This window comes from Lacicoccus alkaliphilus DSM 16010, assembly GCF_900142805.1.
Taxonomy (GTDB): Bacteria; Bacillota; Bacilli; order Staphylococcales; family Salinicoccaceae; genus Lacicoccus; species Lacicoccus alkaliphilus.
In genome coordinates this window covers 74,665-95,887 of record NZ_FRCF01000004.1, presented here as the reverse complement: position 1 = coordinate 95,887, position 21,223 = coordinate 74,665, and the positions used below count along the sequence as shown (strand labels likewise).

Here is a 21,223-nt window from a genome sequence, read left to right as displayed (position 1 = left end):
TGACCCTCCGTTCAGTCGATCCTCACATCATAATTGGTATAGCCGAGGCCAAGTGCCCCTTCACCAAGATGCGTCGCGATGACCGGTCCGAAATAGCTGAGTGTGAACTTCACATGCGGGAATTTCTCCTGCAGTTCGTTCATCCACCCGCGCCCTTCCTCTTCCGCATTGCTGTGGATGACCACGGCTGTAATGTTTTTATCCTCCTGATGTTTGAGCTCTTCTGCAAAAATATCTTCAATTTTCTTTTTGGCTTTCTTTTTCGTCCTGACTTTCTCATAGGGGATGATTTTCCCGTCCTGGAATTCCAGGATCGGCTTCACCTTGAGCAGACTGCCGACAAGTGCCTGGGCGTTGGACAGACGCCCGCCTTTTTGAAGGTTCGTCAAAGTGTCGACGAGGAGATAGGCGTTCATGTTTTCCCGCTTCTTCATCTCTTCCATATCTGCAATCAATGCTTCCAGGGACATATCGTCCTTATTCTGTGCCGCATAGAGGGGCATGAAGCCCTGGACGAAGCATGCGATCTGACTGTCTATGACGTGCACATTGATCCCTTCGACGCTTCTGCCCGCCGCGACCGCATTCTGGTATGTCCCGCTGAGTTCCGCCGACAGATGGAAGCTGAGCACGTCTGTATAACCGTCACGGTACAACGATTCCAACAGCAGGATGTAATCACCTATCGAGGGCTGGCTCGTGCTCGGCAGCTCCTCCATCTGCGCCATCTTTTCAAAGAACTCTTCTGTGGTGATATCCACATTCTCCCTGTATGTTTCACCTTCCATCACGACACTGAGCGGTATCGTGTGTATATCATATTTCTGAAGCAGCTCTTCGGGTATATAGGCCGTCGAGTCTGTAACTATTGCAATCTTCATTTAAGGTCCTCCATTCAAACCACTCACACTCATGAACATTTTACTAAATCCACCTGTCAAAGTCTATGTGTTAATATAATTTAAGAGGTGATATACGATGGAACAGAAATATATGAACCGGCGTACGGATAATACAGAAACGGTCATCAATAAATCCAGGTTCATCGGATATATAAAAAGGACCGAAACGGAAGAGGAAGCAAAAGCGTTCATTGCAGAAATCAAATCCAGACATAAGGATGCCGCGCACAACTGCAGTGCCTACATCATCGGTGCAAGCGCCCTCATCCAGAAAGCCGATGACGACGGTGAGCCTTCCGGCACTGCCGGGGTGCCGATCCTTGAAGTCCTGAAAAGGGAGCTCATGTATAATGTCACCGTCGTCGTCACAAGATACTTCGGCGGCATCAAGCTCGGCGCCGGCGGACTGATACGGGCATATTCCGGGGCGGCAAGTGAAGTCGTCAAAAGTGCGGGCAAAGTGTATGAAGTGGAGATGATTCCGGTCACGGTCACGATGGACTACACTTATACAAGCAAGTTCGAACATATGATTGAACACAGCCCGCACATCATCAAGGATACCGCCTACACAGACAGGGTCACGTATATCGTCCACACACGGACGGAAGATGCCGGGAGCCTCTACGGAATGCTCGACGAAATCACGCAGGGGACACACCTCTCGGAATCCGGGGAACCGCTGAACGCTGAAAACGTGCTGACATGACTTCGTGGAGGTGGGATCATGAGCATCTGGTTTTTACTGAACGGCGCACTGGTGATATGGGCGGCCTGGAATGTCGTCCAGAGCCTGGCGGTGCACTCCGTTCATCATCATATACTGCTCGGCTTTGCGGGTTTTTTATTATTCATTTTCAACTGGACGAGAAACGCCGTCTTCGCAACCATCAGGAAAGTCGATGACAGGGCCGTAAAGATTAAACTGGCCCGCTTTTCAAAAAAAATAATGCCCTACCACCGCTGGATAGGTACATTATCATTCGTCCTCATTGCATTGCATGCTCTCACAGTCATTCATCTTTACGGCTTCAACCCCGGCAGTATGAAGATCCTCACCGGACTGCTGGCATCGGTGAACCTGTTCATCCTTGTGCTGTCCGGCTGGTACAGTCAGTTGATACGCCACAATCTGAAGAGCAGGCGAGTGCACATCGGCCTTGGCATCTCCATGTTCATCCTGACCGCCCTGCACCTTTACTTCTAATTGACGGAGACGATTTTATGGACCAGCCTCCGCAGGAAGTTCAACACCGGTTTTTTATCATTGCCGATCAGATTCGTCGCTTCGACGATGATCACCGTTGTGAGTATCACCAATGTGGTGATGATCAAAGCACCGGGTACGGTCGACAGAAACAGGATGATGCTTGCTCCGGCATACATCATCGCCATGAAGTAGATCAGGATGACGCTCTCGACGTGCGAATAGCCGAGCGTGCGGAGCCTGTGATGGATATGGCTTTTATCCGCACTGACGATCGAGACTTTGTTCCTGTAGCGCCTGAACATCGCAAAAAGCATATCCACAATCGGGACCCCGAGTATGATGATCGGGAAGAATAAAGAAATCAATGTGATGTTCTTGAACCCCATCAATGAGATGACGCTGATTACGAATCCGAGGAGCATCGAACCATTGTCGCCGAGAAAGATCCTGGCCGGGTGGAAATTGTAGACCAAAAATCCGAGGCATGAGCCGATCAGGATGACGCAGATCATCATGACGAAGATGTTGCCCTGGAGGATCGTTATGAATGCGATGCTTGAAAGTGCGATGATGGCCACACCGGTCGCAAGGCCGTCCAGACCATCGATCAGATTGATCGCATTGATGATCGCTATCATCCAGATTATGGTGATGGGCACCGCAAATATGCCGAACTCGATTTCGATGCCGAACGGTGTGATCCGGTCGATGACGATGCCGTAATATATCGGCACAAGGGTGATCAGTATCTGGCCGGCCAGTTTGACGATGGGCTTCATATCGTACTTGTCGTCTATCAGACCCAGCAGTACGATCAGCGCGCCGCCGATGATGATCGGCTGAAATTCGATTTCGATCGGCCGTGAGACCAGTACACCGACGACGAATGAGATGAGTATCGCAACCCCGCCAAGATGCGGGATCGGTTTCAGGTGGATCTTGCGGCCGCTGGGATGATCCACAAAGCCTGTCTTCCTGGCAATCCATATAAATATAGGGGTTAAAATCAACGATATCATGAATGACATCGTGAGAAGAAAAATTGTATACATACCCATCACCGTTCATAATGTTTTCAATTTAATATATCATATCCAAAATGTGAAATCGAATTGATATTTAAATTATAATCTTTTCATTGTATAATTATAATCAATCAAACTAAGGAGTTAAAGTTATGAGACAAAACAGACGAAGCGGGATGCATCCCGTCTTCAAGGTGCTCATCGCACTGCTACTAACATTCATAGTCATTGTAGGCGGTTTAATCGCATATGTATACTTTCAGATCAGAGGCACGGCAAACGTGATGTATGACGCGGAATTCGAAGGCTCCCAGTCCAATCTGCGGGAAGCCCAGGTGGAAATCAGAGAGGGCGAGCCGGTTTCGGTCGTCCTGTTCGGCACCGACGACGATGAAGCGCGCAATGAAGTCCTCTCGGGCCAGCGTTCGGACACCATCATGGTGGTCACCTTGAATCCGGATACCGGTGACGGCAGGATTGTAAGCATACCGAGGGATACCAGAACGGAGATCATCGGCCGTGACACGGTCGAAAAAATCAACCATGCCCATGCCTACGGGGGGCCCCTGATGGCCAAGGATACTGTGGAAAACTTTCTGGAGGTTCCGATCGATTACTTCGTCTCCATCAATATGGATGGTTTCACAAACATCATTGATGAAGTCGACGGCATAACGGTCACGAGTGACGACACGTTCGACCAGTCGGGCTACTCCTTCGTCTCAGGCGAGACTTATGAAATGGACGGCGAGATGGCACTCGCTTTCTCAAGGGCAAGATATGACCCGGGCTCAGGCGGGGATGCAGGGCGCCAGCAGCGGCAGCAGCAAATCGTACAGGCCATTGCTGATGAGCTCCTCAGTATACAGACAGTGACGAACTTCAACGATATTTTGAACGTGCTCGGGGAAAACGTCCGGACAAACATCCAGTTCAATGAAATGAACGCGCTGCGCTCGACATATCAGGAACCGGCCCGTAATCTGGAGCAGCTGCTGCTCGACGGTTACGATGAACGTTCACAGGAGGACGGACTGTATTACTTCTACCCGGATGATGAATCCTATGAGGAAGTGACGGATGAGCTCAAGGAAAATCTGGAGCTGGATTGACTTTATTAAATGGACGGGGGGATGATTCATGTTGATGGATTTTGTATTGAACATTTCAATAACGATAAGCATGATTTATCTCTTCCACCGTATCCAGTACAATGAGGATTCGGCCAAGCTGACATCGGACACCTTTCAGGCGACGCTGATGGTATCATTGGCCATCCTCCTTTTATTTGTGCCGATCGAGTACAGGGGCTACAGTTTCAGCCTGTTCTTTGTTCCGCTGCTTTTGATTCGGAGCAGGCTTTACATCAAACTGATCGCGCTCTTCATCCTCGCGGCTGCACATCATTTCCTGACCGGCGGGAGCCATGTGGAGGTATTGATCGTCAGTGTGCTTTACATCATCACCATCCTGATCATACCTTTTTTCAGGTCGATCACCACACAGCAGATGACCTGGGTCAATCTGGCATTTACCGTCCTGCTGTTGACCGGCATCCACCTCTTCATAGAACCGCTCGGATGGATGCAGTTCATCCTCATCATTTTCATGAGTTCCGCCGTGATGTTCACGGCCAGCATCATGCATGCGGATATCCATTCGATCATCCATGTGCTCGACCGCCTGAACAGGGAGGAATACACCGACCATCTGACCCAGCTCGGCAACATCAAGGCCCTTGATAACGAAGTCAACCGTCTCAGCCAGCGCTCGGAAACGCTCAGCCTGCTGCTGATCGACATCGATAATTTCAAAATGATCAACGATGCCTACGGTTATAAAGCAGGGGATGCCGTGATCAAACAGATCACCGGACTGCTTAAAAACTATGTGCCGTCCGGCGGCTCCGTTTACAGGAACAGCGGCGAAGAATTTTCAATCGTGCTTGCGGATGTCTCTTTTGACAGGACGGTGCGACTCGGTGAAGCTGTGAGGAATGCGGTGGAGCACACCAATTTCCATGTCGGCAAAAGCGAAGTGATCAGGCTGACCGTCTCGGTCGGCATCGGTTTCAGGGATACCGGGGGTACAAGAAGGAAGCTGTTCAAAGATGCCGACGATATGCTGCATGCGGCCAAGAAGATGGGACAGAATCAGGTGATGTTCCTGCCCGTAATAAAATAAACCCAAACAATGGCGTTTGGGTTCATCATTCAGTCTTCGACCGATGCAAGTTTTGATAAAGTGATCTTGTCATGTGAAGCATGCCATTTGGCCTCACCCTTATCAAAATAGAATGCCTGCGGTGACTCATGTTTAATATTGAATTTTTCACTGATGTAGTTTGACAGCTCCCTGTGATCCTGAACAATCAGGTAAAAGCCGTCTATGTCTCTCTCATAATGGAATTTTTTGAATTCCTCAAAAGCTCCTGATGATATCGGGCATGTGTTCGAATGTTTAAGGAAGAAAAAGAATTCATTTTTATCGAGAAGCGCTTCAAATGAATCAATATTTGTCACTTTGGTTAACATTTCATCACCCTCTTTATAAACTTAGTATAATTTATCATTAAATCTAATATATAGCAAATACAATTTTTGATCTATGTTATAATATCCCTTGATTGGAGGTAGTACAATGAACAAACCGATTAAGCGGTGGAACCTGCTGGACACGGTGAACCTCGCCCTGTTCATAGTTGTCCTGCTGTTCTTCCTGGACTTCAACAATAACGCAACAATATCCTTCCTGTTGCTTGGTGTCTTTCTATTATGGGTCATCACACTCGTCTTCCGCAATATTTTCATCAATAAGATCGAGAAAGACCCGAACCACCCGATGCACGAAACACAGCTTCAGGGTAAGAAAAAAATATAGAGGCGGGGATTCATTCCCCGTCTTTCAATTCTTCCATCCTTTCCCAATATTCCTCATCCATCTTCTGATAGCTTTCCTGCAGCGATAATATGTTCTGCAGCTGTATATTTTGAAGTTTTTCATTGTAGAGCATCGTATTTTTACGTTCTTCATAATACGCCTGGTAACCATAATACATTTCCAGGCTGACACTCCTCACCCTGTTCGCCTGCTGAGTGGATAAATTGACCATATTCAACGATTCCACATGTTCTTCTAGCATTGGCAGCAGTACTTCATCAATCTGCTCCTGCTTATTCCCCATGGATATGTCATCTTCCAGTACATCGGAAGCCGCGTCCAGTTCCTCACTGTTTTCATTGAGCTGTTCTATCAGCATATCGATTTCACGGACCACTTCTTCGTCCCCGGCATTCTCGATCAGGTCATCTCTCTCGCCCTGATTTTCCATGAATGACTGGCTCAGTGCAATCAACCTTTCACTTGCCGCCAACGAGTCCTGATAAGTGATCAGGTAATCACTCAGCTGCTTTGTAAAATCGTGCTTGGTCTCTGCACTTTCAATGAAACCCTCATGCATCTCCTGGATTTCCTCCTCACTGATTTCGACTGCTTCAGCTTCTTCTTTCAGTGTTTCCGCCAGGGGCAGGGCCTCCCCTTCCAGTTCAGCTGCCGTATTGTCGAATTCATCCTCTCCGGAAGCAGAATCCATGCTTGAAACCTGATTTATGATTTCTTCGCTGTCGATGTCATCGAGGTGACCGGTCACTTCTTCATTTATATCATGGAGATCATCCATCTGCTCCTGATAATTTTCCATTTCCTGTACCATGGGATCACTGCATGCACTTAAAATGGAGATGCCCGACAACAATAGGGTGAAAGTCATTTTAGATCCTGCTTTCACATACTTCACATCCTTATATATATATGAAACATTTGAGGCAAAATTATAGTAGAAATATAACATACCCGGCACCTGTATACAAACTTCTCCAAATCCCAGTTTCAAAATCCGTCCATTTCATTTATAATGATGAATAGTATAATTGAATCGTATATTTGAGATGAATAGTATAATTGAATCGTATATTTGAAGGGAATTATTAGTGTGGATAAGACTCAGATCGAGAAAGATTTAAAGACGAAATTAACCAACTCGACGATAAAAATCGATGAACCGTTAAAAAATTACACCTATACAGAAACAGGCGGGCCCGCTGATTTTTATGTGACCCCAAAGGACTTTGAGGATGTCAGCACTTTGCTCAAGTACTGTCATGACAATCATATCCCGGTGACTTACCTCGGGAATGGATCAAACATCATCATCCGGGATGGCGGTATCCGCGGTATCGTATTGAACCTGCTGGAGCTGACCCATCTGACTCTGGCTGATGACGTCATCAGCGTCGGCAGTGGCCGGGCGATCATCGAAGTTTCCCGGTTTGCTCGGGACAATAAGCTGAGCGGACTGGAATTCGCATGCGGTATACCCGGCAGTGTCGGTGGCGCAGTCTACATGAATGCCGGTGCATACGGCGGTGAAGTGAAGGACTGCCTTCTTGAAGCTACGGTTGCGACGGAAAAAGGTGAACTCCTGACTTTGACCAACGAAGAGCTGGAGCTCGGATATCGCAGGAGCAACATTCAGGAGAACCACTATGTGATCCTGGAAGCGAAATTCAGACTGGCCGAAGGTGATATTGAAGATATCAATGCGATGATGAATGATCTGACTGAACGCAGGGAGAGCAAACAGCCTCTTGAACATCCTTCATGCGGCAGTGTATTTCAAAGGCCGCCGGGCAACTTTGCAGGAAAACTGATTCAGGATGCCGGACTTCAGGGCCACAGGATCGGCGGGGTGGAAGTATCCAAAAAACACGCCGGTTTCATGGTGAATGTGGATAACGGCACCGCCGGGGACTATGAAGAGTTGATCAACTTCGTACAATCTTCCGTGAAGGAGAAGTATGGCATTGAGCTGGACACTGAAGTGAGGGTCATCGGCGAACCTGTTTATAAGCGGGCCGACAGGCATAAGTGATGTATGATATTGTATATCTTCATTAGAGATTAAAAAAGGATGCGGTCACAGTGACCGCATCCTTTTCGTTTTTATTCTGCTGTGAAATTATCCACCGCTTCTTCCACTTCCTCAATCTGTGCCATTGCAGTATCATAACCACCGGCATTCAAATACCATACATATGGATCCAGCTCAAAGATATTTTCATTTTGAACTGCACTTGCAGATTCTGTAGTGGAGTTGATCAGTGTATCCACAGGTGTAGATTCTCCACCGCCTGCCACTGCGCCCCTGTCCATGACGAACATGATTGCAGGATCTGCATTGGCGATGAATTCATAGTTCACCTGTGAACCATGATTGTCTGTCTCTTCGTCGTACTCATCGGCTGAACTGAAGCCGAATGTATCGTAAAGGTAACTGAACCTTCCACCCTGTCCGTGGAATGAAACGCCTCTCTCTCCGTTTGTCTGAAGATAAAGGATTGAATCATCTTCCAGTTCGGCAACTTTCGCATTTACATCATCAATCCTTGTTTCCATATCCTCGACAAGCTGATCGGCTTCCTCTTCTTTTTCGTATAATTCACCGATTTTCTTCGTCATTTCCGCAATATCCTCAAAGTATGCAGCGCTGTCCGCACCCACATAAACGATTTCTGCATCAGGTGCCACCCTTTCAAACTCGGTCAGGTTATTCTCAGTCGCCTGACGTCCGCTGATCAGAATCAGGTCCGGCTGCATTCTTGCCATTTCTTCGAAGTCCGGAGATTTCAGTCCTCCGAGATTTGCGTACTCATCAGAATCGAACTCTGATAATTCATCCGATAAAGACGTGTCACCTTCACCTTTAGGTAAGCCTGCAATATTTTCCTGTACATCGAGTGCCTGGAATGTGGAAGCGACACCAAGGTCGAAGATCGCCACTTTTTCCGGATTTTTGGTCACTTCAACCGTTTCTGAAACTTCTTCACCTTCAGCTGAACTGTCTTCGCCGTCGCCAGGGGAGACCTGGAACGTATTGTCGAACGTCACCGTATCCGTGCTGCCTTCGGATTCTGCGCCTTCATCCGTTTCTGAACCTTCAGAAGCAGCGCTTTCCTCTCCGGCGTCTCCGCAGGCACCAAGCACCAGTACAAGTGCCATTGCCAACATCATATATAAACTTCTTAACTTCATAACTCTTACCTCTTTCCGAATAATAGTATTTTTCAGCCCCCACTAAAAACTACTACTATATTACATTCGATATTCAGTCCACCACCTCCTTAAAGTATGGGAGATCAAATCTGTGCCTGTTCCTTGACGAAATCATCCACTGTGGCATCGGCATGTTCATCGAAGTAAATGCAGATCTGATGCCCCATGATGCATTCGATGTTGATGTCCATTTCATATATATCTTCAAGGATCTCTTTCTTGATCACTTCGTTTTTAGTTCCGCTGACTGCGACTTCGCCATCTTTGAGCGCCACGATATTGTCCGAATAACAGGATGCAAAGTTGATGTCATGGATGACGATGATGATCGTCTTGTTCCTCTCCCTGACGAGCCTTCTTAAAATCTGCATGATCTGCACCGAGTGCTTCATATCCAGGTTATTAAGCGGTTCATCCAGGAAGATGTACTCCGTATCCTGGGCGATCGTCATTGCGATGTATGCGCGCTGCCTCTGCCCGCCTGAAAGTTCATCTATGAACCTGTCTTCAAATTCTCCGAGTTCCATATATCTGATGGCTTCATCTATGAGCGCATTGTCCGTCTCGGTCAACCGCCCTTTTGAATAGGGATAACGTCCAAATGCAATCAGCTCACGGACGGTGATCTTCAGTTCAAGGTGATTGGACTGCTTCAAAGTGGATATCTTTTTTGCAAGTTCACTGTTGGGCTGTGTGAAGATGTTCTCACCTTCCAGCAGCACATCCCCCGAATCATTATCCAGCAGCCGTGTAATCATGGACAGGACTGTACTTTTCCCTGCCCCGTTCGGACCGATCAACGAAGTGATCTTCCCTTTGGCGATCGATAATGACACATCATCCACCACTTTTTTGTCACCGTACAGCTTTGTGATTCCTTTGACGCTAATCATTTGCGTCCCCTCCTAAGCATTAGATAAATAAAGTAAACGCCGCCGACCAAGTTTATTATAACACTGATTTCCACGCTGTTCTGGAAAACGAATTGAACGATCATCTGCCCGATGATGAGCGCGATTATGCTGATCAATGATGTCCCTATCAAAAGGTATACATGTTTATATGTTTTGAAAAGTTCATGGGCGATGTTCACGACGAGCAGACCCAGGAACATGATCGGGCCGACAAGGGCTGTCGATACCGAAACGAGTATTGCAATGATGACGAGCAGCTGTGAAACTTTCCTGTCGTAATTGACACCGAGGTTGATCGCTGCATCCCTGCCGAGTGCGAGGACATCGAGGGAATGGAAATCCATGAATACAATGATGAGCATGATCACCAGTATGACGGCCGTCAGGACCATCAGGTTCTCATTGACCGCATTGAAAGATGCAAACAAGGCATTCTGCAGCACCAGGAAGTCATCCGGGCTGATCAGCTGCTGCATGAATGTCGACAAGTTCCCAAAAAACGTCCCAAGGATGATGCCGATCAGCAACAGGATGAATATGTTGTTCCTCGTCAGCCTGAACAGGTACCTGAACACGAAAAGTGTGAACAGTGTGAGCAGGGTCAGACTGAGGAAGTAGTTCAGGTGGGAGTTCAAAAGCAGAGGAGAACCCACACCCGCCAGGAACACGATCGTCGTCTGAATGAATACGTAGACGGAATCAAGCCCCATTATCGAAGGTGTCAAAATCCTGTTTTTTACGATGGTCTGGAAAATGACCGTCGAAACCGCTATGGCGACACCGACTATGATGATTGCCAGTATACGCCGGATGCGCGATGGTGCCTGATAGAAAAATATATCCATGTCGATCTGGTACAGCATGTAAAAGCCTGTGACGAGGAGCGCCGCAATGGCCAGCCCCAGAAGGAGCTTGTTTTTATAGTCTTTAAGCATTCGTCTTCACCCTCCTGTATATCATCCACAAGAAGATGAAGCTGCCGAATATCGCGATCATCAGACCGACCGATATTTCATAAGGATAAATAAGTACCCTGCCTAAAATGTCACAGAACATGACGAAGATTGCACCGAGCACTGCAGTGGGGTATATCGTCTTCTGAAGGTGATCACCTTTGAACATCGATACGATGTTCGGGATGATCAGCCCGAGGAAAGGCAGCATGCCCACAGTGACCACGACAAGTGCCGTAATCGCCGCTGTGATGAAAAGTCCGGTGTACAGGATCCTCGTGTAGTTCATGCCAAGGTTTTTCGAGAAATCTTCACCCATACCAGCAACGGTGAACTGATTTGCAAATAAAACCGCAATGATGAGCAATGGAATACTTATGTATAGAATTTCGTACCTGCCGGATATGACGGTGGAAAAACTGCCGTGCATCCATCCGGAGATGGCCTGCAATGAATTCGTCCTGAGCGCAATGAAAGTCGCTATACTCGAAACCACACCGCCGAGCATCAGGCCGATCAGTGGAACGAAAATCACATCTTTGAGCTTTATCCTTGTGATGATCTGCATGAATAGCAGCGTTCCGAACATCGCAAGCACCAGCGCGAAAGCCAGCCTGCCGAATAAATTGATCGCCGGAAATGAGATGATCCCGAGCAGTATGCCAAGCTGTGCCCAGTCCATCGTCCCAGCTGTCGTAGGTGATACGAATTTGTTGCGGGTCAGCTGCTGCATGATCAAGCCGCTGACGGCCAGTGATGCACCCGCAATGATGATGGAAACCGTTCTCGGAAACCTGCTGTTGGCCAGTATGTTCTGCTGTTGTTCCGATAAACTGAAAATTTCGTTAATTGATAGTGGGATGACTCCTATGAACATTGAAATTATGGATAGGATTATAAGTATGATAATCAATACATCAAGACGAAATAATTTCTGTGCCATTTCCACCATCCTTAACTGATAATGATTATCAGTACAATCATAATTAGTATTATACACCGTATATTGCGATTTTCAAGCTGTAAGATTGACGATCCCAAGAAAAAACTACCTTGGGTAAGGTAGTTTTAATTGATGATTATCGTCTCACCGGTGGGCTGGTCGTCACTGCCCGATAAAATATCCATCAATGTATCTATGGCCTGGGGATTGGCCCTCTCCAGTGAATCTTCCATGGATTCCTTATATGAAGGCCTGTAACTGAGTGCGTAGACATCGATGTCTTCCTTGCTGAGTTCGATTGCGGTGGAATGCGTCAGTGCTTCGATGGCCCCGGTCACGGTATAATACAAGTTGCGCTCATAGACTTCTTCGAAAGAAGGTTCGATCACGTTGATGATCTTTGCTTCACTTTCATCTTTCAACAGCGGGCGCAGCACTCTTGTGCCGAGATAAGTGCCCCAGACGTGTTCATAAACCACTTCGTTGAATTCTTCGAACGTCAGATCATATATGGATTTGCTTTCACTGTGTATCGTATGGATCAGGATGATGCCGTTCAGGCTATCGAAGTCCTGCTCTATTTCAGACAGCACGTTCAGCCAGTCGATCTCCTTGGATTGCTGCAGCATCACTGTACTGTGCTGCCCATGTGAATCTTCCTGTATTTCTTCCAATAGCTGATCCAATGCAACATGGTCCAAGCCTGTCAGAATCAAATTTGCACCGACACCCGCCAGGTGCCTGGATAGATCAGAACCAAGAGGCGACGTCGCATTGGCTATGATATAAGTTTTGTTATGCAGTTCCATTTTGACCTCCTGCTACTATGATACCAATATTATACCCATTCAAACATCCGTTTACACAGATTTATGTTTCCAGGACTATTCGACAATAACTTCCGAGTCGGGCATCGTGTGCAGTGAGTATGCATCCACATGTGATATGACTGTGTACGTACCCGGCTCCTCGAATGTGTACTCCACGGTGTACTCTCCGTTACCTGAATGATCTGCCTCGATCTCTTCCACCGTGTCGCCTCCCTCGTCCTGAATTTCAAACATCACATGGTCGGCATCGGTGACATCCTCATCATTCGACGTGACATAGGCTGTCAACACTTCGGTGTCGCCGGCCATAATATGGTCAGGCGTGGCAAGTTCGACTTCCAGGGTCCTCATTTCATCGGACTCGGGCGCATCATGATCCATTTCTCCAAGCCCGGTAGATTCTTCACCATTCCCGCATCCCACAAGTATGATACTTGCAAATGCCCCCAATAATAAAGTCTTTATCTGCATTTAAAGCACTCCTTTCTTCACAACTATAGCATCTTGTGAAATGGACCGCACCTTAAGTTTATAGCCATTTTATGACTTTATTTCTTTAAGCAGGTTCGCCGTTTCGATCGCTGCACCGGCAGCGTCCGCTCCCTTGTTCCCGAGTTTCGTCCCTGCGCGCTCTATCGCCTGCTCGATCGTTTCAGTCGTGATGACACCGAAGATCACCGGCACATCCGTCGAGAGACCGGCTTCCATGATGCCGGATGCTGTCTGGCTGCATACATAATCGTAGTGGGTGGTGCTGCCCCGGATGACACAGCCGAGGCCGATGACCGCGTCATATTTGCCTGATCCGGCCAGATTCCTCGCAACGAGTGGGATTTCAAATGCACCCGGCACGTAGGCGAGGTCGATGTCCCCACCCTCCACACCATGGGCGGTCAGTGTACCTTCCGCACCTGCAATCAGCCTGTCCGTAATAAAATCATTGAACCTTCCTGCAACGATGGCGATCTTTAATCCTTCACCTGTCATGCCTGTCTGAATGATATTCATTTCAATTCCTCCTATAACTGATGGCCGAGCTTCTTTTCCTTGATATTCAAGTAGTCGGCGTTATTGACGTTCGCTTCGATGATATGACTGCGCCTGGTGACCTGTATCCCCTCATTTTCAAGCCCGGACACTTTGGCGGGGTTGTTGCTCAGCAGGGTGACATGATGAAGTCCGAGTGCCTTCAGCATGCCGGCTGCCGCTTCGTAAGTCCTGAGGTCTGCATCAAACCCAAGGTGGGCATTAGCCGTCACCGTGTCATATCCCTGCTCGATCAGTTCGTAAGCTTTCAACTTGTTCAACAGTCCGATGCCCCTGCCTTCCTGACGCATATACAGGATGACACCATCTTCTTCGCTTGTGATCTTCATCGCCAGGTCCAGCTGTTCCCCGCAATCACATCTTTCACTGTGGAAAACATCACCTGTCAGGCATTCCGAATGGATCCTCACATTCATATTCGGATGCACTTTCCCATGCAGCAGCGCGATATGCTCCTCCCCGGTCACCCTGTCTTTGAAACCGAACATTTTATATCGCCCGTATTTCGTCGGCATATTGACTGTGCTGTCCAGCATCATCCGGTGGTATGAGGATATATACGCCTTCAAATCTTCTATCGTGATCATCTTCAGCCCGTGTTTTTCCTTGTATGTCTTCAAGTCATCCACCCTGGCCATCGTTCCGTCGTCATTCATGATTTCACAGATGACACCTGCAGCCTTCGCACCGGCCAGCCTGCTCAGGTCGACCGCCGCCTCGGTATGCCCCATCCTTTCCAGGACACCGCCGTCCTTTGCAACGAGCGGGAATATATGACCGGGTGTGTTGAAGTCGGCCGCCCGGGTGTCATCATCGATCAATGCCTGTATCGTGTCGAAACGCTCAAAAGCACTGATGCCTGTGGTCGTCGAAGTATGGTCGATGGATACTGTGAATGCAGTGCCGTGGGGGTCACTGTTGTTTTCGGCCATGGGAGCCAGTTCCAGTTTTTCCGCTATTGCTTTCGTGATCGGTGCACAGATCAGGCCGCGCCCGTGGGTCGCCATGAAATTGATTGCTTCAGGCCCCATATATTCCGCAATGCCGACGAGATCGCCTTCGTTTTCCCTGTCTTCATCATCGACGACGATGACAAGGCCGCCCCGTTTAAGATCCTCGAGCGCTGATTTAATGGAGTCAAACATTCAGACCACCTGCTTTCAATAAATCTGCATCGCCATTCTTAAGTAGATGCTCCACATATTTTACGATTTGATCCGCTTCAATGTTCACTTTATCGCCAATGACCTTATCCGATAATATCGTACGTTCAAGCGTTTCAGGGATGAGGTTCAGCGTGATGACCGACGATCCTCGATCGACTTCGAATAATGTGAGGCTCGTACCATCGATCGTCACCGAACCTTGATCTGTCATATATTTCATCAGACGTTTCGGGCATTCCACCTTCATGACCAAAGCATTGCCGTCATGCGTCAGCGATGTGACTTCCCCGGTGCCGTCGACATGGCCGCTGACCAGATGGCCGCCGAGACGGTCCGACAACCTCACTGCCCTCTCCAGGTTCACCGCGTCACCGGCCTGTATGCCGTCAAGGCTCGTGATTCGTTTCGTTTCATTGATCATCGTCACCTTGAATGACCCCGGACTGATATCATATGCCGTGAGGCAAGCACCGTTAACGGCGATCGAATCACCTTCTTTGATGTCATCGAGCGTCATGTGTGTGATTTTCATTTCCGTATCTTCCTCTGAACTTCTGATTTCTTCCATTCTTCCTTTTTCTTCAATCAAACCTGTAAACATCTAATTCCTCCTGTAAGTCAATTTTAAATCCGACCGGAGTTTTTCGACGTCTGCAAGCTCCAGCTCAATCGTTTCTCCCATGCCGCTGAGGGCATCTTGAAACAACTCATGCCGTGACCTGCCAAATAATTTCGGGGCAATGTATAAAATCATCTGGTCGTAAAGTCCTCTGCTGATGAGGGCAGTATGTATCCGGCTCCCGCCTTCAACCAGCACACTGCCGATATCGTAATCAATGTATAATTTCTTCAATATTTCCTCGTATGAAAAATTGCCGTATTCAACATCGTAAATATTATCGAATTTAAGGTTCTCCTCATTCGATGTAAAGATGAGCGGCTTCTCCGGATGCTTCTCAAGGTTCAATCCCTCTGTAAGCACCCGCTCTCCAAGCAGGATGATGGGTTTCGGTTGATTCCCCCCACCCTCGATCCTTGCAGTCAACCTCGGATCATCACGCATCAGCGTGCCGCCGCCGATGAGTATCGCATCATGTGAATGACGCAGGTGCTGCACGTCTTCACGTGCGGACCCGCCGGTGATCCATTTGCTTGTGCCGTCATCGAGCGCCATCTTGCCGTCGAGGCTCATTGCACCCTTCAAAGTGACCATCGGCCGCCCGGCCGACAGGTGGGTGAAGAACATCTCGTAAAGTGCGTCCGCTTCATGATGCGGCTGATGTTCTGCATGGATACCGTCCGCCTCCAGCACTTCATGTCCGGAGACTTTCGGGTTTTCATCCTGCACCGCATAAAACACTCTTTTGAGCCCGGCTTTTTTGATGGCATCCGTGCACGGCGGCGTCCTGCCGTGATGCGAACACGGCTCCAGCGTGACGTAGATGTCCGCGCCCGCGGGGTCGGTGATGCATGATTTGATTGCACGCACTTCCGCATGATCCGTCCCCATCGCGAGATGGCTGCCCGCCCCGATCACCATACCGTCTTTTACGATGACGGCACCGACCGGCGGATTGCGGCGCGTCTGGCCATCTGGGATTTTTGCCATTGCGATCGCTTTTTCCATGTAAATACCCAAGTCTTCCCTCCTGAAATAAAAAAGCCCTGATGAAAAATATTCATCAGGACTTAAAAATTGTATGCTAATTAATGCGGTGCATGAAAGCAACACAAACTAAACGTATAGTATAAAATACGTCTGCATCATTCTCTCTCCCATCCAGACTCTGACTGTCGGCTTCAGATTTGCACTGAATCAGCCGTACGCGATAAAATCGCGTACAGGTCGCGGGCTTTAACCGCCGGTTGGGAATTTCACCCTGCCCCGAAAGAATTATATTCAGTTGAAAAACTCTAACCTAATCATATAGGAATAATAGGGATTGTCAACAAAAGAATCCTATATATGTTTTATTATTCTGTAAATTGCGATTATCCTTCTAATCTCAGGCTGACTTAATCGATTAAAGAGATGGATTTCGATTATCTCCCTGACTTCAGGCTTGACTTAATCGATTAACAGGATGGATTTCGATTATCTCCCTGACTTCAGCTTGACTTAATCGATTAACCGGACGGATTTCGATTATCTCCTTGACTTCAGCTTGACTTAATCGATTAACGGGACGGATTTCGATTATCTCCTTGACTTCAGCTTGACTTAATCGATTAACGGGACGGATTTCGATTATCAACATGACTTCAGCCTGACTTAATCGAATCCAGAATCCGATTTCGATCATCCCCAGTATGCCAGAGCCGTTTCATCGACTTTTGAAGTTGCCGCCTCCTGCCATCACAAAAAAGCCCCACGGAAACAAGCAGTTTTCCATGGGCCCCATCAATATATCTTAAGTTTCAAATACGAAATCTTCGTCCTGAAGTGGCTCGACGTTCAACGCCAGTACGTAACCGTCTCCTTTTACGCTGAAGAAGTCGTGGTTCTTCGTGGTCGTGTCCAGTGCGTTTTCAATGATCGGATTGAAGCCTTTTTCTTCATAATAAGGTTCGAACCCGAGGTTTGCGAGTGCTTTATTCGCATTGTAAGTGACATAGTTCATGACATCGTCCGTCAGGCCGATTTTATCATAAAGCTCTTTTGTATATTCAGCTTCGTTTGCATACAGTGCCTTCAGCAGTTCATACATCTCCGTGTCCGCACGCTGCTGCTCTTCCTGTGACATCTCTGCTCTCAGGCTCTGGGCATCCAGACCGACGAACACGCCGTGGATGGATTCATCCAGCAGGATCTTTCTGATGATCTCCCCGCTTGTCGTCATGCGGCCCTGACCCGCCAGATAAAGCGGGTAGTAGAATCCCGAATAGAACAGGAATGATTCAAGGAACACGGACGCTACACGCGCCATATACTGATCATATACCGAGGCGTTCCTGTCGAACAGTTTATGGTAGCGGCTGACGATTTTATCGGATTTGAATTTAAGGTGTTCATTATTCAATACCCACTCGTCCAGCAGCTGGTTCGTCTCCTTTGAAGAGATCAGTGTCGAGAATATATGCGAATAGGATTTCGCATGCACCTGTTCCATCATCCCCATGAAAGAGTAGACTGCTTTTTTACGCAGGTCTTCCGTATGCAGGAGGATGAGCGGCATGCCGTCATCCGCCTGATGTGTGTCGAGGCCCGTCAGACCTGCAAGCACTTTTTTGAAAGTGTCTTTCTCATCATCAGACATCCCCGACCAGGAACTTAAGTCTTTTGATACTTTGAATTCCGACTCCACCCACATCTGTGAGATGTTCTGACGCCAGAATATATTGGTCATGTCATCTTCTTTATTCCAGTTTACTGCTATCATTTATATGGCTCCTTCATCTATTAAACTGAACAGCTTGTGCATTCTTCAACGCTGAGTAATTTGTTTCTTGTATAATACAGGGATTTAAGACCTTTATGATGTGCATAAATATAGAGTCTTGATAGTTCACGCGTTGAAATTTCCGAGTTTACGTAAAGGATTGTACTGATGCCCTGATCGATGTGCTCCTGGATTGTCGCGATGAGGTCGATCAGCTTCATCTGATCGACATTGAACGCACTCTTGTAGAACCACATGTTCTCCTTCGACAGGAACGGCATCGGATAGAACGTTTCCGAGTTGCCGTAAGTTCTGCGTTCGATCGTATCGACGATCGGCATGACTGAACTCGTCGCATTCTGGACATAGGAAATACTCTGTGTCGGCGCGATCGCCAGACGGTAAGCGTGGTAAAGGCCGTTTCCCTTCACCTGGTCACGCAATTCCGCCCAGTCTTCCTTCGTCGGGACGTGGATGCCTTCGAATAAAGGTTTCACTTTCTCCGTCTGCGGTTCATACGAATGATTCACATACTTCTCGAAGTACTCGCCGGTCGCATAGTCCGAACGTTCGAAATCCTTGAATGTTTCACCGCGCTCGGTTGCAATCATCATTGATTTTTCCAATGAGTGGTAGTTGAGCATCATGAAGAAGACATTGGCAAAATCTTTCGCTTCTTCCGATTCATAAGCGATTTTGTTCTTAGTCAGATAACCGTGCAGGTTCATCGCACCCAGGCCGACCGAATGCAATTCATCGTTCGCTTTTTTGACACCCGGGGCATTTGCGATTGCAGTGTCATCACTTACGACCGTCAACGCTTCGATGCCGTCGTGGACGGATTCGCGGACTTTCTTCGAATCCATGACATTCGCAATGTTCAGTGAGCCCAGATTACATGAGATATCCCTTCTGATCTCATCTTCGACACCATAGTCGTTGATTGTGGAAGTTTCCTGCAGCTGGAAGATTTCAGTACAGAGGTTCGAAATTTTGATGTTCCCGATGTCTTTCAACGGGTGCACCTTATTCGCATTATCCTTGAACATGATATAAGGGTAGCCGGACTGCAGCTGTGTCTGTGCAATCGTGTTCAGCATATCCCGCGCATCGAATTTACGCTTTTTGACGTTGTCGTTGGCAACGAGTTCATCATACATTTCATCAATATCCATATCATCCAGTGTGACGCCATACTCCCTCTCCACCGTATGCGGGGCAAACAGATAGAACGGCTCATTGTGGTGTGCAAGATCGAAGAACTTCGACGGTATGACGAGGCCTGTGGATATTGTCGCAAGACGCAGGTCTTCATCTGCGTTCACTTTCTTTGTATCAAGGAATTCAGGCAGGTCGTAATGGAAGATGTTCAGATATACTGCCCCTGCCCCGGGACGCTGCCCGAGCTGGTCGGCATAACCGAATCCGTTTTCCAGTGCTTTGGCCACCGGAAGGACCCCTTTTGCCACGCCTTCGATGCCCTTGATCGCCTCGCCGCGTGCGCGCAGTTTGGATAAGTTGATTGCGACGCCGCCGCCGATTTTCGACAGCTGCTTTGCAGTCGAGTCGATGTAGTTGATGGAGTTCAGGCTGTCGTCCGTTTCGAGGAGGAAACATGACACCATCTCACCGCGTCGTGCACGGCCCGCATTCAGAAAAGTCGGGGTCGCAGGCTGGTAACGCTGTTCGACCATTGAATTGATCAGGCGCTTTGCCTGGTCCGTATCACCTTTGGAGAGGTAGAGGGCGACAATCACGACGTGCTGCTTGTAGTCTTCCAGATAATGTTTCTTATCATTCGTTTTCATGGTGTAATCTTTGAAGAATTTACTCGCCGCCATATAGCTCTTGAATTGGAATGGCAGTGAGTCTGCATAATCCACAATCTCGGTGACCTGTGCTTCAGTGTATTCCTTGAACAGATCATAATAAAAATCATTGTCCACCAAATAGCGCAGCCTCTCAAGCTCACTGTCGAAATGGATTGTTTTATCCTGAACTTCCTGCATGAAGACCTCCAGTGCTTCCAGATCCTTGTGGAGCTGATAGAAACCTGATTCATCCCTCTTCGTCACTTCATTATTAAGTTCAATATGATTGTACTTCTTCTCGTCCAATACTTTCATGAAAACTCCCTACCTTCTCTTTAAATGATTCTCTGTCTTTGTCCGTGCCGTGTAATTCGAACTTCATCAGCAGCGGAACGCGGTACTGCTCCTGTATATGTTCGCCCGCTTTGGCAAAATTGCTGCCCCAGTTGCGGTTGCCGCTCGATGCAACAGCCACCAGGCCGGTATGGTTCACTTCCAGAAAACTTTCGACGGCACCCGGCACTCCACCGAAACCGTAAGTACTCGTGACAAGTACAAAAGGTCCTGGAAACTTATCATTTTTGTTTGCTTCCGTTATCTCGTATAATTCATACTGTGTTTCCAGTCTGGAACCTTTTATGAACCGTCTGACGTTGCCCGTCATGGAGTAGAATGCAATGCGCACATCGTCCATCCCCCTTCATAAATCATATTACCCTGAAAACAAATAAAACGAACATGCGTTCGAGTGTTTTTTTACCATTTGTCTGTTTAAGTCAGACAGCACGTCATTACTGTATACCACAATATATGGTAGTCCCAAACGTTTAAACATACTATATATTGATTCGTTAGTTTCATCTTGCCATAAAGAAATTTATTTATCAATGGAAAAATTTCCTTATTTCATTAAGTTTCACGCTGCATTCCA

The 21,223-nt window shown here is 47.7% G+C and carries 23 protein-coding genes and 1 riboswitch; of the genes, 6 read left to right on the top strand and 17 right to left on the bottom strand.

Going from position 1 to position 21,223, the window contains the following annotated elements:
• Positions 1-11: 11 nt before the first annotated feature.
• Positions 12-881 carry a DegV family protein gene (locus BUA12_RS06735; protein ID WP_072709705.1) on the bottom strand — a complete coding sequence of 290 codons (870 nt, stop codon included), beginning with the start codon at positions 879-881 and terminating at the stop codon, positions 12-14.
• Positions 882-978: 97 nt separating this feature from the next.
• On the opposite strand from BUA12_RS06735, the gene BUA12_RS06730 reads away from it, so the two are divergent.
• Both BUA12_RS06730 and BUA12_RS06725 read left to right on the top strand, forming a co-directional pair.
• Positions 979-1,611, top strand: a complete 633-nt coding sequence (locus tag BUA12_RS06730) for a YigZ family protein (protein WP_072709704.1) — start codon at positions 979-981, stop codon at positions 1,609-1,611.
• 18 nt (positions 1,612-1,629) lie between these two features.
• Positions 1,630-2,109, top strand: a complete 480-nt coding sequence (locus BUA12_RS06725) for a hypothetical protein (protein WP_072709703.1) — start codon at positions 1,630-1,632, stop codon at positions 2,107-2,109.
• Here BUA12_RS06725 and BUA12_RS06720 read toward each other — a convergent pair.
• Complete coding sequence (locus BUA12_RS06720) at positions 2,106-3,164, bottom strand: glycosyltransferase family 4 protein (RefSeq protein WP_072709702.1); 1,059 nt, start codon at positions 3,162-3,164, stop codon at positions 2,106-2,108. The two genes, BUA12_RS06725 and BUA12_RS06720, sit on opposite strands and share 4 nt — an antisense overlap.
• A 125-nt stretch (positions 3,165-3,289) precedes the next feature.
• On the opposite strand from BUA12_RS06720, the gene BUA12_RS06715 reads away from it, so the two are divergent.
• Both BUA12_RS06715 and BUA12_RS06710 read left to right on the top strand, forming a co-directional pair.
• Positions 3,290-4,249 (top strand): LCP family glycopolymer transferase, encoded by a 960-nt coding sequence (locus BUA12_RS06715; protein ID WP_072709701.1) that lies wholly within the window; start codon positions 3,290-3,292, stop codon positions 4,247-4,249.
• A gap of 28 nt (positions 4,250-4,277) precedes the next feature.
• Entirely contained in the window at positions 4,278-5,321 is a 1,044-nt protein-coding gene (locus BUA12_RS06710; protein WP_072709699.1) for a GGDEF domain-containing protein, read from the top strand.
• A gap of 29 nt (positions 5,322-5,350) precedes the next feature.
• On the opposite strand, the gene ytxJ is transcribed toward BUA12_RS06710, so the two are convergent.
• The gene (ytxJ, locus tag BUA12_RS06705) at positions 5,351-5,671 is read right to left on the bottom strand and encodes a bacillithiol system redox-active protein YtxJ (protein ID WP_072709697.1); all 321 of its coding nucleotides are present in this window, start codon (positions 5,669-5,671) and stop codon (positions 5,351-5,353) included.
• Between the two features lie 106 nt (positions 5,672-5,777).
• On the opposite strand from ytxJ, the gene BUA12_RS06700 reads away from it, so the two are divergent.
• The gene (locus tag BUA12_RS06700; protein WP_072709695.1) at positions 5,778-6,017 is read left to right on the top strand and encodes a hypothetical protein; all 240 of its coding nucleotides are present in this window, start codon (positions 5,778-5,780) and stop codon (positions 6,015-6,017) included.
• A gap of 10 nt (positions 6,018-6,027) precedes the next feature.
• Here the strand turns inward: BUA12_RS06700 and BUA12_RS06695 are convergent, their stop codons facing one another.
• Positions 6,028-6,906 carry an EMYY motif lipoprotein gene (locus BUA12_RS06695; protein WP_072709903.1) on the bottom strand — a complete coding sequence of 293 codons (879 nt, stop codon included), beginning with the start codon at positions 6,904-6,906 and terminating at the stop codon, positions 6,028-6,030.
• 222 nt (positions 6,907-7,128) lie between these two features.
• On the opposite strand from BUA12_RS06695, the gene murB reads away from it, so the two are divergent.
• Entirely contained in the window at positions 7,129-8,067 is a 939-nt protein-coding gene (gene murB / locus BUA12_RS06690) for a UDP-N-acetylmuramate dehydrogenase (RefSeq protein WP_143146102.1), read from the top strand.
• A 71-nt stretch (positions 8,068-8,138) separates the two neighbouring features.
• Here murB and BUA12_RS06685 read toward each other — a convergent pair whose 3' ends face one another.
• From BUA12_RS06685 to nrdI, 13 genes are all read right to left on the bottom strand, one after another.
• Entirely contained in the window at positions 8,139-9,227 is a 1,089-nt protein-coding gene (locus tag BUA12_RS06685) for a siderophore ABC transporter substrate-binding protein (RefSeq protein ID WP_072709693.1), read from the bottom strand.
• Positions 9,228-9,331: 104 nt separating this feature from the next.
• Positions 9,332-10,141: an iron ABC transporter ATP-binding protein gene (locus BUA12_RS06680; protein WP_072709691.1), complete on the bottom strand. Its 810-nt coding sequence runs from the start codon at positions 10,139-10,141 to the stop codon at positions 9,332-9,334.
• Positions 10,138-11,097 (bottom strand): iron chelate uptake ABC transporter family permease subunit, encoded by a 960-nt coding sequence (locus tag BUA12_RS06675; RefSeq protein ID WP_072709689.1) that lies wholly within the window; start codon positions 11,095-11,097, stop codon positions 10,138-10,140. Before BUA12_RS06675 ends, BUA12_RS06680 begins: the two co-directional genes overlap by 4 nt.
• On the bottom strand, positions 11,090-12,058 hold the full coding sequence (locus tag BUA12_RS06670) for an ABC transporter permease (RefSeq protein WP_072709687.1): 969 nt from the start codon (positions 12,056-12,058) through the stop codon (positions 11,090-11,092). Before BUA12_RS06670 ends, BUA12_RS06675 begins: the two co-directional genes overlap by 8 nt.
• Positions 12,059-12,183: 125 nt before the next feature.
• Positions 12,184-12,867 carry an SDR family NAD(P)-dependent oxidoreductase gene (locus tag BUA12_RS06665; RefSeq protein ID WP_072709685.1) on the bottom strand — a complete coding sequence of 228 codons (684 nt, stop codon included), beginning with the start codon at positions 12,865-12,867 and terminating at the stop codon, positions 12,184-12,186.
• A gap of 75 nt (positions 12,868-12,942) precedes the next feature.
• Positions 12,943-13,359 (bottom strand): FixH family protein, encoded by a 417-nt coding sequence (locus BUA12_RS06660; protein ID WP_072709683.1) that lies wholly within the window; start codon positions 13,357-13,359, stop codon positions 12,943-12,945.
• A 69-nt stretch (positions 13,360-13,428) separates the two neighbouring features.
• Positions 13,429-13,896 (bottom strand): 6,7-dimethyl-8-ribityllumazine synthase, encoded by a 468-nt coding sequence (gene ribH / locus BUA12_RS06655; RefSeq protein WP_072709681.1) that lies wholly within the window; start codon positions 13,894-13,896, stop codon positions 13,429-13,431.
• Positions 13,897-13,907: 11 nt separating this feature from the next.
• On the bottom strand, positions 13,908-15,080 hold the full coding sequence (locus BUA12_RS06650) for a bifunctional 3,4-dihydroxy-2-butanone-4-phosphate synthase/GTP cyclohydrolase II (RefSeq protein WP_072709679.1): 1,173 nt from the start codon (positions 15,078-15,080) through the stop codon (positions 13,908-13,910).
• Positions 15,073-15,702, bottom strand: a complete 630-nt coding sequence (locus BUA12_RS06645) for a riboflavin synthase (protein ID WP_072709677.1) — start codon at positions 15,700-15,702, stop codon at positions 15,073-15,075. Before BUA12_RS06645 ends, BUA12_RS06650 begins: the two co-directional genes overlap by 8 nt.
• A complete protein-coding gene (gene ribD, locus BUA12_RS06640; RefSeq protein ID WP_245772767.1) occupies positions 15,703-16,740 on the bottom strand; it encodes a bifunctional diaminohydroxyphosphoribosylaminopyrimidine deaminase/5-amino-6-(5-phosphoribosylamino)uracil reductase RibD in 1,038 nt (345 codons plus the stop codon).
• A 125-nt stretch (positions 16,741-16,865) separates the two neighbouring features.
• A riboswitch (FMN riboswitch) is annotated at positions 16,866-16,998 on the bottom strand.
• A 514-nt stretch (positions 16,999-17,512) separates the two neighbouring features.
• Entirely contained in the window at positions 17,513-18,481 is a 969-nt protein-coding gene (nrdF, locus tag BUA12_RS06630) for a class 1b ribonucleoside-diphosphate reductase subunit beta (RefSeq protein WP_072709673.1), read from the bottom strand.
• 20 nt (positions 18,482-18,501) lie between these two features.
• A complete protein-coding gene (nrdE, locus tag BUA12_RS06625) occupies positions 18,502-20,607 on the bottom strand; it encodes a class 1b ribonucleoside-diphosphate reductase subunit alpha (protein ID WP_072709671.1) in 2,106 nt (701 codons plus the stop codon).
• Positions 20,570-20,977 (bottom strand): class Ib ribonucleoside-diphosphate reductase assembly flavoprotein NrdI, encoded by a 408-nt coding sequence (nrdI, locus tag BUA12_RS06620; RefSeq protein WP_072709895.1) that lies wholly within the window; start codon positions 20,975-20,977, stop codon positions 20,570-20,572. The genes nrdE and nrdI overlap by 38 nt, the downstream gene beginning before the upstream one ends.
• Positions 20,978-21,223 lie beyond the last annotated feature (246 nt).

Excerpts from the sequence above, each read along its gene's own strand:
- BUA12_RS06735 (WP_072709705.1), bottom strand. The coding sequence starts at position 881 with ATGAAGATTGCAATAGTTACAGACTCGACGGCCTATATACCCGAAGAG.
- BUA12_RS06730 (WP_072709704.1), top strand. The coding sequence starts at position 979 with ATGGAACAGAAATATATGAACCGGCGTACGGATAATACAGAAACGGTC.
- BUA12_RS06725 (WP_072709703.1), top strand. The coding sequence starts at position 1,630 with ATGAGCATCTGGTTTTTACTGAACGGCGCACTGGTGATATGGGCGGCC.
- BUA12_RS06720 (WP_072709702.1), bottom strand. The coding sequence starts at position 3,164 with ATGTATACAATTTTTCTTCTCACGATGTCATTCATGATATCGTTGATT.
- BUA12_RS06715 (WP_072709701.1), top strand. The coding sequence starts at position 3,290 with ATGAGACAAAACAGACGAAGCGGGATGCATCCCGTCTTCAAGGTGCTC.
- BUA12_RS06710 (WP_072709699.1), top strand. The coding sequence starts at position 4,278 with ATGTTGATGGATTTTGTATTGAACATTTCAATAACGATAAGCATGATT.
- ytxJ (WP_072709697.1), bottom strand. The coding sequence starts at position 5,671 with ATGTTAACCAAAGTGACAAATATTGATTCATTTGAAGCGCTTCTCGAT.
- BUA12_RS06700 (WP_072709695.1), top strand. The coding sequence starts at position 5,778 with ATGAACAAACCGATTAAGCGGTGGAACCTGCTGGACACGGTGAACCTC.
- BUA12_RS06695 (WP_072709903.1), bottom strand. The coding sequence starts at position 6,906 with ATGACTTTCACCCTATTGTTGTCGGGCATCTCCATTTTAAGTGCATGC.
- BUA12_RS06685 (WP_072709693.1), bottom strand. The coding sequence starts at position 9,227 with ATGAAGTTAAGAAGTTTATATATGATGTTGGCAATGGCACTTGTACTG.
- BUA12_RS06680 (WP_072709691.1), bottom strand. The coding sequence starts at position 10,141 with ATGATTAGCGTCAAAGGAATCACAAAGCTGTACGGTGACAAAAAAGTG.
- BUA12_RS06675 (WP_072709689.1), bottom strand. The coding sequence starts at position 11,097 with ATGCTTAAAGACTATAAAAACAAGCTCCTTCTGGGGCTGGCCATTGCG.
- BUA12_RS06670 (WP_072709687.1), bottom strand. The coding sequence starts at position 12,058 with ATGGCACAGAAATTATTTCGTCTTGATGTATTGATTATCATACTTATA.
- BUA12_RS06665 (WP_072709685.1), bottom strand. The coding sequence starts at position 12,867 with ATGGAACTGCATAACAAAACTTATATCATAGCCAATGCGACGTCGCCT.
- BUA12_RS06660 (WP_072709683.1), bottom strand. The coding sequence starts at position 13,359 with ATGCAGATAAAGACTTTATTATTGGGGGCATTTGCAAGTATCATACTT.
- ribH (WP_072709681.1), bottom strand. The coding sequence starts at position 13,896 with ATGAATATCATTCAGACAGGCATGACAGGTGAAGGATTAAAGATCGCC.
- BUA12_RS06650 (WP_072709679.1), bottom strand. The coding sequence starts at position 15,080 with ATGTTTGACTCCATTAAATCAGCGCTCGAGGATCTTAAACGGGGCGGC.
- BUA12_RS06645 (WP_072709677.1), bottom strand. The coding sequence starts at position 15,702 with ATGTTTACAGGTTTGATTGAAGAAAAAGGAAGAATGGAAGAAATCAGA.
- nrdF (WP_072709673.1), bottom strand. The coding sequence starts at position 18,481 with ATGATAGCAGTAAACTGGAATAAAGAAGATGACATGACCAATATATTC.
- nrdE (WP_072709671.1), bottom strand. The coding sequence starts at position 20,607 with ATGAAAGTATTGGACGAGAAGAAGTACAATCATATTGAACTTAATAAT.